Genomic DNA, 15,425 nt, shown 5'->3' on the forward strand with positions numbered 1-15,425 from the left:
AATTTAGAAAGTATCAATGTATGCTTTTACAGCAGAAAACTTACCTTTAGTGTTAGTAGATAATTGCAATATTATTAACCTCTGCAAATCAAAATGATTTTTACGGCATCTAACTAAATGGATAAATATTTTCTGGTAAATTGGAGCGCATACTCTCCAGTGTGCTTTTCAAATCAGTCTGCACTCCAATGCAGAGCTGCTTCATTATCGCCTGGAGTTCACTAAAATCAGAAGGCTTAATAATATAGGCTTCCGCACCTAATGAATGTGCCTCACCTATACCTTTCAAAGCATTGGAAGTTGCCATCATTATAACCGGTACATTACCAAACTTCAAATCCTGCTTAATAATCCTTAATAGTTCCCAGCCGTTCATTTTCGGCATTCCGGCATCCAGTAATATCAAATCAGGCAGTGAATCTAATTCGGAAAGCAAACGAAGTGCGGCATCACCGCTGTCCACAAATTTAATTGCAAAAGTTTCTTCTGTACCCTTCATTGCCCACTTAAAAAATTCTGCATCGTCAAAATCATCATCTACCAGTAAAATTATTTTTTTATCCATTATGTAAATATAGTATTACAGCAATTTTATAAGCTGCAATGATGTAAGTAAATTTAACCATCAATTCTATGGAAAGCAAGGGAAAACTGCAGTTTGTTTTAAAAATGAAGTACTGCCAAGAGTAAATTTCCTTTTTTAATAGAATTCTTTTTTTATTTTAATTTATTAATAATCAATTCAACAGCTAATTAATTCTAATCATAGTTCTTTTGCAGCATCCTATTACATTCATCTTAATGAAACTCTTCCATTTTATTACTACAGAGCTAAGGTATATCATTAAAGATTAATTTATCTGCTATTCCAAAACTAATTCATTTATCATTCCGTTAAAAATAAAACCATGAAAAGGCAAAACAGCATACCAGTAGAGCTTACCTAATATTCCCTTTGGTCTAAAGGTGGCCGCCTGGTATAGTGTATTATTAAAGATTTTAAATTCCAGCCATGCCTCTCCGGGCAGTTTCATCTCGGCATACAAAATTAATTTTCCTTCTTTTTTATTAGCATAAACCACACGCCAAAAATCGAGTACATCGCCGGTATGAATTTCATGTCTGCTTGTCCTTCCCCGTCTGGCGCCTACACCTCCAAAAAGTTTATCAATAAAACCTCGCAGACTCCAGAGCCAATCTCCGTAATACCAACCCGTTTCTCCGCCAATAGACCAAATTTTGGCAATAGTAAGATCTCTATTTATGATTTCTCTTTTTCTTCTGTCAATAAAACAGTCCTTTTTTGGAACCTTAAGATAATAAGCAACACTTCCTTTAAACTGACCGCTGATCTGGGCATCTTTCCAACTCGAAGCCACTGCATCTTCATCAATTTTCAGAAGTGCCTTCTGTAATGCCTCATGGTAACTCATCGGCTTTACATTCAATAAATCGTTAATTCTATCATCACTGCAAACCACCTCTACTTTCATGCTGCTTACCAATGCCGAAGCGAGTTTAAAAGAGGTCGAAGTAATAAAATACAGCCAGTACGATGATAATTTTGGTGTCATTACAGGAAGCGTAAAAATGTATCTTTTAAGCTTCTTTGCCTCTGCAAATTGAAATAACATTTCCTTGTACGTCAGGATATCAGATCCTCCGATATCAAAACTCTCCTTGTAGGTTTTAGGATTCAGCAATGCTTTTATTAAAAATTCTAAAACATCTGCAATTGCAATGGGCTGGCATCTGGTATTGAGCCATTTTGGTGTAATCATTACAGGGAGTTTGTGAACGAGATCCCGTATAATTTCAAAAGATGCGCTTCCCGATCCAACAATTATTCCTGCCCTGAGCGTGGTGGTCGGGGTTTTTCCGGTTTTTAGAATTTCTTCTACTGCTTTTCTGGAGGATAAATGTTTAGATAACGATTTATCATTCACAATGCCGCTTAAATAAATAATTTGTCTGGCGTTTGTCTTGCTTATTTTTTCTTTGAAATTAGTAGCAGAAATACTTTCGAGCTGATCATAATTATCAGCACCTGACATAGAATGAATCAGATAGTAAGCAGCATCTATATCATTTGGAATCTTTTCTAGACTTTCCTTATTTAAAAAATCGACTTCAATAAGCTTTATATTTTCGGAAGCTTTTTCAGGAAAATAAAATCGGTTCTTATCCCGCACACAACAGATTACCTCATGTCCCTGATCCAGCAGTAAAGGCAGCAGCCTTTTGCCAATATATCCTGTTGCGCCTGTTAATAAAATTTTCATGCTTCGGTTTCTTATATTTTAAAACTAACCAGACCATAATCCATTTGAAAAATCTGACCGGAGATTGATCCTGCGGCTTTGGATATCAGATAATCTGCCATTTGTGCCACTTCTGGAGGTTTTAAATAATTTTTGAGTGGATGACGTTCGATCATATTTTCTTTCATCCGATCATTTCTGAGTATTGAAGCTGATAATGTCGTTTCGGTAATAGTTGGTGCAATAGCATTAATACGAATTGTGGGAGCCAGCTCAGCGCCTAATGATTTAACCAGTCCTTCAACTGCTCCTTTTGCAGCAGCAATACTGGCGTGATAAGGCATTCCCAGTTTTACCGCAACGGTGCTGAAAAGAACAATTGACGGATCTGTCCCCTTTTTTAAAGCCGGCAGATAATGCTGTATCGTTTTTTCTGCGCCAATAACATTGATTTCAAAATCATTTCTAAAATCATCGGTACTTAAACTCAAAATAGGTTTCAAATTTATAGATCCCGGACAATAAATTAGAGCGTCGATACTTTCAATTTCAGGAAGTGCATCAACTAAAACATCAGCTTTATAATGAATTAAATTAGGATGCGAAATATCAGGAGTATTTCTGCTGATATTATATACCTGCTTATTTTCTAATTGCTGCAATACTATTGCATTGCCAATCCCTCTGCTGCCTCCAATAACTGCAATCTTTTCCATTTTTCTGTCTATAATTAAAACTGTCAATTGATTGAATTTCCAGCCAGCTTCAACAATGAAGCTGAAAATATAGTTTAAAGATAGTTATTGTTTAACTTTTATTAAAAAATATTAAACAAAATAATTTAATAAAATTTTTTTAGCTTAGGTTTCTAAATTCATTTGGGGTCACTCCCACCTTTTGTTTAAAAAGACGAGTAAAATGCTGCTGGTACTTAAAACCCAGCTCATCTGCAATTTCATTTATTGATTTTTTAGGTTCAAACATTCGTTTTTTTGCCTCTTCAATTAATTTTGCCTGTATGTAATCTAAAGCGGTATTACCTGTTTCTTTTTTTATTAAATCCCCAAAATAGTTCGCCGAAAGATTAAGCTGTTCCGCACAGTAGCTAACAGTGGGAAGACCCAGTGTCTGTGATTTGCCTGACTTGAAATAGTGACGCAGCAGATTCTCGAATCTTATCAATATATCATTATTTACATGGTTTCGGGTTATAAATTGTCTGTCATAAAACCGCATGCAGTAATTTAAAAACAGCTCAATGTTTGAAACTATCAGGGTCTTGCTGTGCTTGTCTATATTAAGTTCAATTTCGTTGGCGATCTTATTGAAAGAGTCAATTATTGTCTCTCGTTCTTTTTTTGAAAGATGAAGCGCTTCATTGACATCGTATGAGAAAAAAGTATATTCTGTAATTGTTTTTCCCAGCTGTGTGCCGGCAATCATATCCGGATGAAAAACGAGTGCCTTTCCTGAAGGTTTGATAATTTTTCCACTGTTGTCAATTCCATAGATCTGACCCGGAGCAATGAATATGAGCGTGCCTTCTTCATAATCGTAAGGCTGGCATCCATACCTGATATCGCCGCATTTTATGTTTTTTAAGAAAATACAATAAAGTCCCATGTATCTTCGGAACTGCACATAAGTAGGTATTTGATCAAAATCGACCACACTAACTAATGGATGTTTTGTTTCAACACCCATCTCTTCATTATACTGCTTTACAGTTTCAATCTTTTTTACCTCTTCCATGTGGCATTTTTTTGGCTTTTTATACAAATTTAGAAAGACTTTCTCTTGCATTTACATGCGAGGCTTAAAATCAGTAAAAGTGGTAAATACATCTGTATTTTGTGTAAAAAGTAGAAATGTTTATTGCGGAACTTTGTATCTCAGAACCCCACAGACATCTCTCCCCGCTTTTAAATGAAGTATAAATACTTTAAACGGGGAATAATTACACTAAAGACAAATAACTTTAAAATTAATAAAATGAGCAGATTCAGTATTATACATATGATTTTACTTTTTTTATTCACACTAAATGTAAACATTATGCAAGCACAGCAAAATACCGATAGTAAGACAGCCCTGAACACACATCAGCAGACATTAGCCACAATAGCAGCCCTTACAGCAACAGGAAATCAGGAAGGTCTTAAACCAGCCTTGGTCAGGGGACTCGATGCTGGGCTCGCGGTTAATGAAATAAAAGAAGCACTCGTACAGTTGTATGCCTACTGCGGATTTCCGCGCAGTCTCAATGCTTTGGCGACATTTAAAATTGTATTGGAAGAAAGATTAGCCAAAGGTATTAAAGACAAAGAAGGAAAAGCAATTGTAATAGAGAACAATGTTTCGGATAAGTATGAACAGGGCCGAAAGGTATTGGAAGAACTTACCAATACCCCGCAGCCAAAACCAGCACCTGGTTTTGGAGAATTTGCACCACGTGCAGATGTATTTTTAAAGGAACACCTTTTTGCGGATATTTTTCACAGTGATGTACTAAATTACCGCCAGCGGGAGTTTGTCACCATTTCTGCACTTGCAGCAATGCCCGGCGTTGAACCGCAGCTTAAGGCGCATATTTTCATGGGTAAAAACACAGGGATAACCGATGCACAGCTTTCTGAACTTACAGGGGTTATTGAAAAAACTGCCGGAAGAACACAGGCAAATGTATTGAGAAAAGCAATCGGCCAATCTGAAATTCCGGTCATGAAGCCCGATATGATGATAAGGATTGCCGAAATAGAAATACTGCCGGAATATTTGGAGCAGTACAATGCCATTCTCAAAGACCAGTCCTCAAAATCAATAGAAATAGAGCCAGGTGTCATTTCAATATTTCCGATGTATCAGAAAGACAATCCATCAGTATTGAGACTTTTGGAAATATATGCAAGCAAAACCGACTATGAATCTCATATAAAATCGGAGCATTTCCAGAAATACAAGACCACAACGCTAAAAATGATCAAATCGCTTAAACTTGTGGAAATGGGTACTGTAAATCCTCAAACATTGGAGTTGATATTCGAAAAATTAAAATAGTACAAAACTTAAAAGAAGGATCTTTTCGAGCGTTTAAGCATGGGGAAATCATAACTGGACAAGGTGCTAGAGATGCGCTAAATAATGACACTAAAAACTGGTTAAGCTCCATGATATTTTTTAGATATGCAATTTAGTGAGAAATATCTTTTTTGCCACAAAAAAGTGTTTGTAGACACTCTTACTATCAATTAAACAGAGAAAATCACTAGATTATCACCCCATTATCGATTTCCTAATTAAATCATTTAATCTCCTAACCCTTTACTTTCTGTAAATTCCTTAAAAAATTCCTCAAAAAATTAAAATTTACTACCGGTTCGTTTGGTACTAACAGTCAATCCCTTTTGATAATTTTTGCGCCTGCTTTATTCAATTCAATTCAATCATATTTTATAGTGTACAGATCCACTTATCAAGTGACTTTTGATTTTTGTAGTAATCGAAAATGAAAATTTTTGGGCGTCTGTAATATTAAACTGAAGAATAAATGATTTGTTTATGCGAATAGGTCTCATCTTTTTAACAAAAATAAAACCATGTCTTGGGCAGAAATAAGAATTTTAAAACGCAATTAACAGATTGTCAATTCTTTAATTAATATTTAGAAAAATATTTATAGATTATAATGCCATTATGTGGTAAAGTAAAATAATACACAAAATATTCTTTATCAGTGAATTAGTTTTTTTTTATAGGAATTTAAATGTTTTGAAAAATCATCCACATAATGGTTGTAAAATTAAATTAACTAAAATACTGAATATCAAACTTTTATATTTTAATTCATGACAAAAAACATAAATCAGGCAAAAAAAATAATGGAAACAAAAAAATCAGTTTATAAATAAAATATCACAAAATACTTTTAAAAATACCTTTGTAAAAGTCAACATTGTAGTTGAAAAAAAAATAATAATAAACCAATTTAATACTAAAGCTTATGTCAGACTTTTTAAAACAATTCGGAGAAGATCTTGAAAAAAATGTACCTGGGTTCATCGCAGTTTCAATTGCAGAAATTCAAAGTGGAATGTCTTATTTTTCACTCTCTGTCGTTCCCGACTTTGATCCAGAATTAGCCTCAGCATTTAACCTTGAAGTTGTCAAAGCAAAAATGAATGCGGTTAGTGCTTTAGGACTAAAAAACCAGGTTGTTTCGGATATCATGATTACATTAACATCTCAGATTCATATTATAGATATTTCTGATAATAATCTTTACATGATCTATCTTGCAGTTGATTCAACCAAAGCGAACTTAGGGATGACTAAAGCCATTCTTAACAAGTATAAAAAAGAAATTGCTTCAAAGCTATGATTGATTTGAAATTGTGAAAGGGCTGACTTTTAATGGTTAGCCTTTTTTTTAAATAAATTTTAAAAAAAGAAATTATGAAAAAGGAATTACTGTTACTCGTATTTTTTACTTTCACATTACTAATTAAAGCACAGGATACTAAAGGTATTAGTGGAGATACCAATTGGTTAAACAGATGGACAAATTTTAATCCCAAAACTGCCAGTTATCACGATGCTTCTCTCATAATAACTGGTACAATTACTTCGGACACAACATTAAAAAAAGAAAATGTTTATGTGTTGGTCGGTACAGTGTATGTTGATCCAAATGTAACTTTGACGATTGAGGCAGGTACACTGATAAGATGCGATACTCATGCTTTGACCACGCTGGTAGTTACTAAAGGTGCTAAAATCATTGCAGAAGGTACCGAAACTGACCCGATTGTATTTACTTCAAACAAAGGTTCAGGAGACAGAAATCCTGGTGACTGGGGAGGTATTATTATTTTAGGAGATGCTCCAATAAACAAAACCGGAGGAATCGGTATTTTGGATTTTGATCTCGAACCAGAAAAAGCACTTTATGGAGGAGATAAAAGTGATAGTGATTCCGGTATTTTAAAATATGTTCGTATTGAATTTTCAGGCAAAAGAACCAGAGGGAATAAACCTGTAAATGGATTATCTTTAGCCGGTGTTGGAAAAAAAACAATAGTAGAATATATACAGGTTACATCATCAGATGAGGATTCTTTTCAATTTTATGGAGGATATATAAATACCAGTCATTTGGTGTCTTTTAGATCAGCCGATGACGATTTTGACTTTACTCAGGGTGTTCAGTGTAATATCTCTAATACTATTGCGATTAGAAGCCCATTCCTGTCTGATAGTTACGGATCCCGATGTTTTGAAGTGGAAACTGTTGATACACGAAAAGGAGAAGGTTTAGACAGTAATAAAGAAATGACCCGGATAAACGCTACAAATATCACGATGATGCACACTGAAGATATTGGAGCCGAAATCGAAGGGCTTAAACACGAAGCAATATTAATTCAGGAAAACGCTTTTTTAACCTTAACCAATTCAGTAATATCAGGGTTTAGTCACCTTGTTGTATTTGCAGATGGAATTCAAATTTCTACTCAATATTTAGATAAAATAATTTTAAAAGATTTACTTATAAATGATACCAGAATTATTGGAATAACTAAAAATATAAGTTTTAATTCTATCATCAGCAATTGGTATCAAAATAAAGAATTGGGTATAGAGTTTATAAAACTTAAAAATGAGGAGTTATTTTCCAGCGCATCTATGAGAAAAAAACCCGATTTTAGAGTTAAAAGCTAAAATACAGATTTTTATGATGTCTTAAATGGTGTAAAGGAGTTTAGAAAACTCTTTACAAGTATCAAAAAAAACAGTAATCAATCGGATTACTGTTTTTTTTACGTTCTAAATTATTAAATAGTGCTTAAAATATTTAATTTCAACTATTACGACCCTTAATTTAAATCTATTATTGAATGTTTTTAGCTCTTTTGGCTGAATCAGCAATATAAGAAAGCAGCCAGGCCATTTGTCCTTGTTTGGAGAAATAGATCTTTTTAGATTTAATATCCGGCATTTTCTCTAACAAACTCAGTAATAATGTATTTGCTGCGACCAGATGTTTTTGAGAATAGGTCTTTAATACTTTCTCAACGTCCTTGTTTTGTGATGCTAATGCTTCGAATTTTGCGTAATCACTTTTTATCATGGTGTTGTAAGCTTCAACATCCTTAATTTCAAATGGATTAAAATTAGCGATTGCACCATTCCCTTTATACAATGTGTAGAATGCCCATACTGCTCCCCCGGACATATATACATTTTCTTTTTTTAATAGTTGTGGGCTTTGCTGATACAAACGATTCATTTTTTCATTTAATTCAGGTAATGCTTTAGATAATAATTCATTAAATTCTGAAAAAGAGTCTGTTTTTGCTTTTTTGTTTATTTCCTCTGTAAAAGTTATAGTTCCTAAATCTAAGGTTATGGGGTAAAACATCAAAATATCATTATCATTATTGAATTCCTCTACATATCCTCCCTTTGTGTTTCCGCCACCAATATCAAGAATCAAAGAATCTGAATACTCTTTTGGCGGTATACACCCTTTTAATAATAACTTCGCTTCGGTTTCAGAAGAAACTATTGCTACATTAACATTAGTAAACACATGTAATTTTTGAAGTAAAGTGTCAATATTTTTTGCCATTCCAACCCCTGAAGAAACGACTATAAAAGCATTTTTTTCTTCAATTTTGTATTCTTTAAGCAGTTTGGTGTAATTTTTTACGACTACATTAAAGGCATTGTCAATATCATTTGCGGCTAATTTTCCATCTATAGCTATCCCCTTTGCGATAGCCACATTTTCTGTCCAAAAATCAACTACTTCATATTTTCCTTTTTTAATGTTTTGAACGTTTATCACCGACATTTTCACTCCCTTACTTCCAATTTCAATTCCGCCGTAAAGTTCTTGTGAAATTAACCCCGGAGAATTAAAAAAAATAAAAATAATTATGACGTTTAGTGCAATATATTTTTTCATTTTATATCGGTTTTTAACTAATTATGAGCCGCTTATTTTATTCAGATATGAAACATATCAAGGTCTTTTGTGTCAGAGAAGGTTATCCTTTCTTGCTTTTGTCAACAAAGATGGATTGTACTATTTTGATTTTAGTCTCTATTTTTTCTTTTTCAACTATTTTTACCAGCCAATAACAAAGCGAAATAGCCAATAAACCTATTAAACTCATAAAAATAAAGTCTGCTCTATAACTTGCATACGCAACTATTTCCATACCTGTCTTAGCACTTAATACATGTGCAAGACTGAAACTCATTGTAAAAACAGACATATACCTGCCCTCTTGCTTAGTATGTGATCTGGTCATGGCAAATGAATTTGCAAAAGGAAAAGTCAACATTACCCCAAGCGTCATAAAAAACATCATTAGATATAATATTCCATACCATTTATCATTCAATAATAGCAGGATATAACTAAGTACCATAAATGATAAACCAAGCATGATAACATTGAGCTTATTCATTTTATTTTTTTCTACATAATTAACAATAGGCAATTCAAACAGCAATGTTAATATACCACTAAAACTTAAAAGCAAACCGCTGTTTACTTCTGATAAATTAAATTGTTCCTTGTGATAAAGTGTTAAGGTAGTAAATACCTGAAAATACATAATTCCTGTTATGAGCGAAATAAACATGTGTGTTATAAAAGTCCTGTCTTTTAAAATGGCATATTTATCTACTCCAAAATTACTGGTTTTGAGTTTAAAAGGCAGTTTTCTTTCTTTAACCAGAAGAACAAAAACTATAACTGCAAGAATACATGTAGCTGAATCTACATAAAAAAGATATTTATAACCTATTAATATAATTATAAGACCACCTAAAGGAGGACCAAACAGAAAACCGAGGCTTGTTGCTGCTCTCACCAAAGCCAGTGCTCTGGTTTTATTTTCTTTTCGGGTATATGTATTTAAGGATACCAGCATTGCCGGCCTGAACATGTCAGCGATAGTTGTTAAAAGCAGGATTGAAACACAAAACCCTTCAAATGATGTTGTATATTGTAACATAAAGAAAACTATTCCGCTTCCGAAAAGGCTGCCAATCATTACTTTATAAAAACCAAATTTATCAGATAGTACTCCGCTTAGCCAGGTACCAATAAATGAGCCGACACCAAAACAAACCATGACCCAGCCAATCTGATTGTATTCAAAATGCAGATTCTCTCTCATGTATTTTGAAAGAAACGGAATGACCATGGTTCCTGTTCTGTTTATAAAAGTTATTAATGCTAAAATCCAGATTTCTTTTGGAAAACCACTGTAATTTTCCAGGTAACTTTTTCTTAATACGCTAATTATTTTCATTTGATGTTTTTTTTAATTTTTTAACTCTTTTAAATAAATCAAAAAGACAGCTTTTTAAATCGCTATTCGGGTTGTTTATAATTTTTAATTAGAGGAATCCTTGTTGAAAATAATGGTATTTACCACGACTTCTTTCATCCATTTAATCGTTTCAATTACTCCTGTTTCTTTGCAAATCATGTTGCAGCTTTGGTGTCCCCAGGCCAAATTATAAGGAGAATGGTTGAATTCTCCGATTTTCAGCTGGTTAATATAAAAAAGGTTAATTGGACTAATATCTTTATCAGCCTCTGACTTGTCGTCAGATTCAAAGAAGTTGAGCAGGAAGGATTCTGCACTTAATTTTTTTAAGCAAAGGGGGCAAATTGTGTTTTTAGAATTATCAATAATTCGGGTCTTGTAAAGTCGGTCAGTATTAGATAATTTTTGATTATCACAGGAGTTGCTAATAATGGTTATGCGGTTTTCGATCTCTCTTTCTGTCATTCCGGCATCAAGTGCTATTTCTTTGGAATTATAACAATGCCAGAATAAAAATTCTAGTTGTAAATAACAAGATTTTAAAGTCAAAAGAGAGGCATATTCTGCAACTCTGATTCCGGCTCCTTTGCATTTACTCGTATTAAAACCAAGAATTATCTTCTCTTCGTCTTTTGAGGGAGACGATACTATTCTCGCAACAAAATGACCTTCAATAGGATATGTTCTTTTCTCGGCTACAGTGAGCTTATTTTTGTAAGGATTAAACGCATTCCATTGCGCTCTTGTTTCATAAAACAGGATGGCATTTACGCCAAGTTTTAATTTCCTGTCTTTCATGATAGCGTGTGTATCTGGTTTTGTGTAATAATCTTCAGGAGTTATTACAACTATAAAGCCGCTTTCAAATCTGTCAGAAGTAAAGACAGAAATATCAAATAAATGAATGGATTCAAATGGAATCAAAACGGTTCCGTTTCTATTGGCTCTGTTTTGAAAAATTACATCATCATTTGCGCTTCTGGTTTGTCCGGTTTTGTATATTTTACTTTGCAGTAAACGAGGTAGTTTAGGTAGTCTTTTTGCCATATGTAATTGTAGGTTGATTACTTGGTTTTATTAAGATTAACAGATATAAAAAATAGTAACAGTTCTATTGAAAAATAAATCGATAATCTGATGGTTAGATTTTTTTAACTTGAAATTTTTAAGGTTGAATCATAGGCTTTAATTTAATTTGTCACTGGAAAAAATGAATTGTAATAAAAAACTCAGTTTATCTTAAGTTTTTTTTAACAATAATAAACAATTATATCAGAATTGTGGAACTTTTTTTAAATTAAATTTCAACATATTTTTTCACATGTCTTTTTTTTTATTAGTTAAATACTTAATTTTTTAAATTATATTTAAAAAATTATCTTTTATAATGCTTTATTTTGTTTTTATTTTTATATAAACCACATTTTTTTCTGAAAAATATTTGACTATTTAAATTTGTATTAATTAAACATTTGTTAAATTATATTAAAACTAAATTAACTTAACGAAAGAGTATTTTCATTGGCCGAAGTAGATTAAAACATGGCCTTCTGTTACTAAAAATCGTGCTTTTCATTTGTGTATTAGAGAAGTATTAAAATAAAAAAACGCCTGAAATTAATATTTCAAGCGTTTTTACTAAATCCTGTCGGTACAGAATCTGTAATATCTTTAACTTAGATATCACTCCTCTCTCACCAATTCCATAATCTTATCATAAATAGCAGTATTCTGATACACTCCCATAAACTTTTCAGCTCCGGGACCATACGCAAAAACCGGAACAGGTATTGCTGTGTGGTCGTTGGTACTGAAATTTCCGTGTACATATCCTTTTTCAATACTTCCATCAATTAGAGATAGTCCTCCAGTTTCATGATCTGCCGTAACAATCAGTAATGTTTCAGGGTTTTTATCTACAAATTCCATTGCTTTTCCAACTAACTGATCAAAATCAAGCATTTCGCGCACCACATATTCTACATTGTTCTGGTGTCCTCCGTAATCGATCTGAGCACCTTCTGCCATGATAAAAAACGGATTTTTTGTTTTTAAAAAAGTATTCGTGGCTTTCTCTAAGGATTTTACTAAAAAATCTCCTCTTCCATCTTTAACAGAAACCACTGCTGAATCATCTAAAACTATCATTTTATTGTTTTTTATAGTATCGAGGCTCTTAAAATTATCCAAAAAAGAATATCCTTTTTCAATTAGTAATTTTGACAAATCTTTACCGTCTTTTCTGGCTTTAAATTCTTTGAGTCCGCCGCCGATCAGGATATCAGACGGATTGCTTAAAAAATCATACGCTATTGGCTCATTGTAACTTCTTTCGGGCTGATGTGCGTAAAAAGCGGCCGGAGTAGCATCTGTAATATTTCCTGCAGAAATAATGGCTGTTTTAAAATTTTTCTTTGCTAACTGCTGTGTAATCAATTCTAATGGTTTACCGTTTTTATCAACACTAATAAACCGGTTATTGGTTTTAGTTCCGGTCGCCATAGCAGTAGCACCAGCTGCAGAATCTGTGATGTAGCTATCAGATGATTTAGTAACAGAAATTCCCTGTGTTGGAATATTGAAGAGACTTAATTCTCCTTTATTTGCTGTATACCCCGCGTAGATCTGAGCAAGCCCCATTCCGTCACCAATAAGAAGAATAACATTTTTCGGTTTTTTCTTCAGAAAAGCTTTCATATTTTTAGGGATATATGCAGAGTGAAATTCTGTGTTCTGATAAAAGTTTGTTTTAATTTTACGAATGAATTCTGCAAGAGCCGGCACATTGTCTGTACCAATAAAATCAACTTTTAAATTCATCAGGGTCATCCACGTATTGACATTGTCCTGTGTCCCCCAAAATCTGATTTTTTTATTCAGATCATGTACTTTTTTTATTGCCGACTGCATCTTTTGCAAATCTGCCTGTACTAAAACACCTTTGCCATTCCATATCGTAATGTTTTTTAGGTCAGCGCTGATTATTTCAATCCGGGACAATTCTTCGGAAGTATAATTTTCATTCAGTCTTCCGTCAAAATGAATAAATTCAGGATAGGTCTTCCATTGCGATGGCAAAGGTCTGTTTCCTGAAATAACAATTTTTATGTTTTTATTTGAGGTGATAGACGGAAATGTATTTAACTGCTGTACCAAAGCTTTTAGGGTAGCATCGGCATCAGATTTAACGTCTATCATCAAAATTAAAGGTTTATTATCAGGATATGCTTTTCCTTCTAAATTTTTCAATTTTAAGGAAAGCGGTTCTAGATATAAACTTTTCAAAGTGTTATGCTGCACAATTTCTTTTGAAGTATGAGCAACAAAAAGTTCATTGTTTACTAAAAATACATCTGCTTCTATAACACCGGCCTCATTAGAATAAGCCCCGTAAAAAGGCAATGACCCGGCATAATCATTATGCGAATGAATATTAGATGAATTGTATTCCTGTGCTTGTACAGACAGGAATGTTATGAGGCAAAAAAGGCTTATTATTTTTTTCATCAAAATAGAAATTATTCTTTTGCCAGGCCGTAGGTAACCTGACATAGAATTTTGTTTATTTACTATCCAACCGTAGTAGTGTATTGTGATAAGTCATTTAGTTTTTACAACTGCAGACCTTTGGGAAGCCTGCAGCGTAAAAAATAAAAAAAATAAAAAAAACAACACTAAACTATCGGTTACCAGTATCTGCATTAATTTGAATCAACTGGTTTTTATTAAATTTTTTAAAACTGTTTTGAATTAATTGGGGAAAAAATTCATACAGTGATAAAATGATTTATTTTTTTATGGATACTTTACTTTTTTATTTCGGTATTGTAGATCACTTCTCCCTTTTCGTTAACAGCCTGTACATGTAAGATGTCGACTAAGACTGAAAAGACCATAAAACCGTATTCTGAAACAGCAAGTTTGCTAAAAGGCAGACGATCGATCGGAGTTACTTCTGAAGCAGATCCTGAAACGAAATAATGGGTTTTACCCTCTGGCAGCAAATGCTGTAAATCGTGATCATGTCCTGCGATATAAGCATCTACTTCATATTTATCCAAAAGTGATTTTAATGATTTTCGCACTGCTTTGGTATCGTAGCTTTCTCTCCTTTTTAAGGTTGCTGTAAACAAAGGATGGTGTCCGACAACTAATTTCCATTTCACACTTTTTGGAGCATCTGTAAGGGTTTTGACAAGCCATTTTTTTTGGGCGGTCGAATCTTTTGAAGTCAGATTTTTCGAATACTGTTCATTTTTGTAAAATTCAGGAATTAAGGCATTAGTGTCAATAAAAGCAATTAATACCTGCTGATTCGCATCACCATTGATATTAAAAGTCTTGCTGTAATAACGGGCAGGCATATTCCAGCGGCGGCTTATTTTTGAGTAAGCAACCTGCGCATCCGCATTTCCGGCATAATCATGGTTTCCTAATACCGGATACCAGTTCCAGTGTAACGAAAAATCGGTATAAATATCTTCAAAAGAAGTTTTCCATTGCGGATCATGTTCACTGGCTACCCCTACCGGATAGAAGTTATCACCTGTAGAAATGATGAAATCACGGTTTATGTCTTTAGCTGTTTTACCCATTTGTTTTGCTACCGGAATCTGATGGTCCTCTCCAAATCTTCCCCAGTCTCCCATTACGATAAAATTTAGCGCATTCGGGTATTTTTTTACACTATTATCTGCTGTTTGGGCAGCAGCAAAATGTAAAGAAAGTGTGCAAATAAATAGCAATACTCTATTCTTTGGTAATATTTTAATTTTCATTTTTCAATATTTTAAAATTGAAGGCTGCTTTAAAAAAC

12 protein-coding genes are annotated in these 15,425 nt (G+C 33.3%); 3 read left to right on the top strand and 9 right to left on the bottom strand.

Annotation, left to right across the window (positions count from 1 at the left end; genetic code table 11):
* Window positions 1-109: 109 nt before the first annotated feature.
* From AAEO57_RS00465 to AAEO57_RS00480, 4 genes are all read right to left on the bottom strand, one after another.
* The gene (locus AAEO57_RS00465; RefSeq protein WP_341688376.1) at window positions 110-565 is read right to left on the bottom strand and encodes a response regulator; all 456 of its coding nucleotides are present in this window, start codon (window positions 563-565) and stop codon (window positions 110-112) included.
* 298 nt (window positions 566-863) lie between these two features.
* Window positions 864-2,282 (bottom strand): SDR family oxidoreductase, encoded by a 1,419-nt coding sequence (locus AAEO57_RS00470; RefSeq protein ID WP_341688378.1) that lies wholly within the window; start codon window positions 2,280-2,282, stop codon window positions 864-866.
* Between the two features lie 11 nt (window positions 2,283-2,293).
* Window positions 2,294-2,977: an SDR family NAD(P)-dependent oxidoreductase gene (locus AAEO57_RS00475; RefSeq protein WP_341688380.1), complete on the bottom strand. Its 684-nt coding sequence runs from the start codon at window positions 2,975-2,977 to the stop codon at window positions 2,294-2,296.
* Between the two features lie 139 nt (window positions 2,978-3,116).
* Window positions 3,117-4,013, bottom strand: a complete 897-nt coding sequence (locus AAEO57_RS00480) for a helix-turn-helix domain-containing protein (RefSeq protein WP_341688382.1) — start codon at window positions 4,011-4,013, stop codon at window positions 3,117-3,119.
* Window positions 4,014-4,316: 303 nt separating this feature from the next.
* Between AAEO57_RS00480 and AAEO57_RS00485 the strand changes: the two genes are divergently transcribed.
* The 3 genes from AAEO57_RS00485 (at window position 4,317) to AAEO57_RS00495 (ending at window position 7,979) form a co-directional block, all read left to right on the top strand.
* A complete protein-coding gene (locus tag AAEO57_RS00485; protein ID WP_341688384.1) occupies window positions 4,317-5,318 on the top strand; it encodes a carboxymuconolactone decarboxylase family protein in 1,002 nt (333 codons plus the stop codon).
* Window positions 5,319-6,261: 943 nt separating this feature from the next.
* Entirely contained in the window at window positions 6,262-6,639 is a 378-nt protein-coding gene (locus tag AAEO57_RS00490) for a hypothetical protein (protein ID WP_341688386.1), read from the top strand.
* 74 nt (window positions 6,640-6,713) lie between these two features.
* Complete coding sequence (locus AAEO57_RS00495) at window positions 6,714-7,979, top strand: hypothetical protein (protein ID WP_341688388.1); 1,266 nt, start codon at window positions 6,714-6,716, stop codon at window positions 7,977-7,979.
* Window positions 7,980-8,148: 169 nt separating this feature from the next.
* Here the strand turns inward: AAEO57_RS00495 and AAEO57_RS00500 are convergent, their stop codons facing one another.
* The 5 genes from AAEO57_RS00500 to AAEO57_RS00520 form a co-directional block, all read right to left on the bottom strand.
* Window positions 8,149-9,228, bottom strand: a complete 1,080-nt coding sequence (locus tag AAEO57_RS00500; protein ID WP_341688390.1) for a Ppx/GppA phosphatase family protein — start codon at window positions 9,226-9,228, stop codon at window positions 8,149-8,151.
* A gap of 82 nt (window positions 9,229-9,310) precedes the next feature.
* Window positions 9,311-10,588: an MFS transporter gene (locus AAEO57_RS00505; RefSeq protein WP_341688391.1), complete on the bottom strand. Its 1,278-nt coding sequence runs from the start codon at window positions 10,586-10,588 to the stop codon at window positions 9,311-9,313.
* Between the two features lie 84 nt (window positions 10,589-10,672).
* On the bottom strand, window positions 10,673-11,656 hold the full coding sequence (locus tag AAEO57_RS00510; RefSeq protein WP_341688393.1) for a BstXI family restriction endonuclease: 984 nt from the start codon (window positions 11,654-11,656) through the stop codon (window positions 10,673-10,675).
* 636 nt (window positions 11,657-12,292) lie between these two features.
* Entirely contained in the window at window positions 12,293-14,116 is a 1,824-nt protein-coding gene (locus AAEO57_RS00515; protein ID WP_341688395.1) for an alkaline phosphatase, read from the bottom strand.
* Between the two features lie 299 nt (window positions 14,117-14,415).
* Window positions 14,416-15,387 (bottom strand): purple acid phosphatase family protein, encoded by a 972-nt coding sequence (locus AAEO57_RS00520; protein ID WP_341688397.1) that lies wholly within the window; start codon window positions 15,385-15,387, stop codon window positions 14,416-14,418.
* Between the last annotated feature and the right edge of the window lie 38 nt (window positions 15,388-15,425).

It is taken from the genome of Flavobacterium calami, from assembly GCF_038290035.1.
Classification (GTDB): Bacteria; Bacteroidota; Bacteroidia; order Flavobacteriales; family Flavobacteriaceae; genus Flavobacterium; species Flavobacterium calami.

What these genes read in the sequence shown, in the direction of transcription:
- AAEO57_RS00465 (WP_341688376.1), bottom strand. Translation starts at nt 565, where the DNA reads ATGGATAAAAAAATAATTTTACTGGTAGATGATGATTTTGACGATGCA.
- AAEO57_RS00470 (WP_341688378.1), bottom strand. Translation starts at nt 2,282, where the DNA reads ATGAAAATTTTATTAACAGGCGCAACAGGATATATTGGCAAAAGGCTG.
- AAEO57_RS00475 (WP_341688380.1), bottom strand. Translation starts at nt 2,977, where the DNA reads ATGGAAAAGATTGCAGTTATTGGAGGCAGCAGAGGGATTGGCAATGCA.
- AAEO57_RS00480 (WP_341688382.1), bottom strand. Translation starts at nt 4,013, where the DNA reads ATGGAAGAGGTAAAAAAGATTGAAACTGTAAAGCAGTATAATGAAGAG.
- AAEO57_RS00485 (WP_341688384.1), top strand. Translation starts at nt 4,317, where the DNA reads ATGCAAGCACAGCAAAATACCGATAGTAAGACAGCCCTGAACACACAT.
- AAEO57_RS00490 (WP_341688386.1), top strand. Translation starts at nt 6,262, where the DNA reads ATGTCAGACTTTTTAAAACAATTCGGAGAAGATCTTGAAAAAAATGTA.
- AAEO57_RS00495 (WP_341688388.1), top strand. Translation starts at nt 6,714, where the DNA reads ATGAAAAAGGAATTACTGTTACTCGTATTTTTTACTTTCACATTACTA.
- AAEO57_RS00500 (WP_341688390.1), bottom strand. Translation starts at nt 9,228, where the DNA reads ATGAAAAAATATATTGCACTAAACGTCATAATTATTTTTATTTTTTTT.
- AAEO57_RS00505 (WP_341688391.1), bottom strand. Translation starts at nt 10,588, where the DNA reads ATGAAAATAATTAGCGTATTAAGAAAAAGTTACCTGGAAAATTACAGT.
- AAEO57_RS00510 (WP_341688393.1), bottom strand. Translation starts at nt 11,656, where the DNA reads ATGGCAAAAAGACTACCTAAACTACCTCGTTTACTGCAAAGTAAAATA.
- AAEO57_RS00515 (WP_341688395.1), bottom strand. Translation starts at nt 14,116, where the DNA reads ATGAAAAAAATAATAAGCCTTTTTTGCCTCATAACATTCCTGTCTGTA.
- AAEO57_RS00520 (WP_341688397.1), bottom strand. Translation starts at nt 15,387, where the DNA reads ATGAAAATTAAAATATTACCAAAGAATAGAGTATTGCTATTTATTTGC.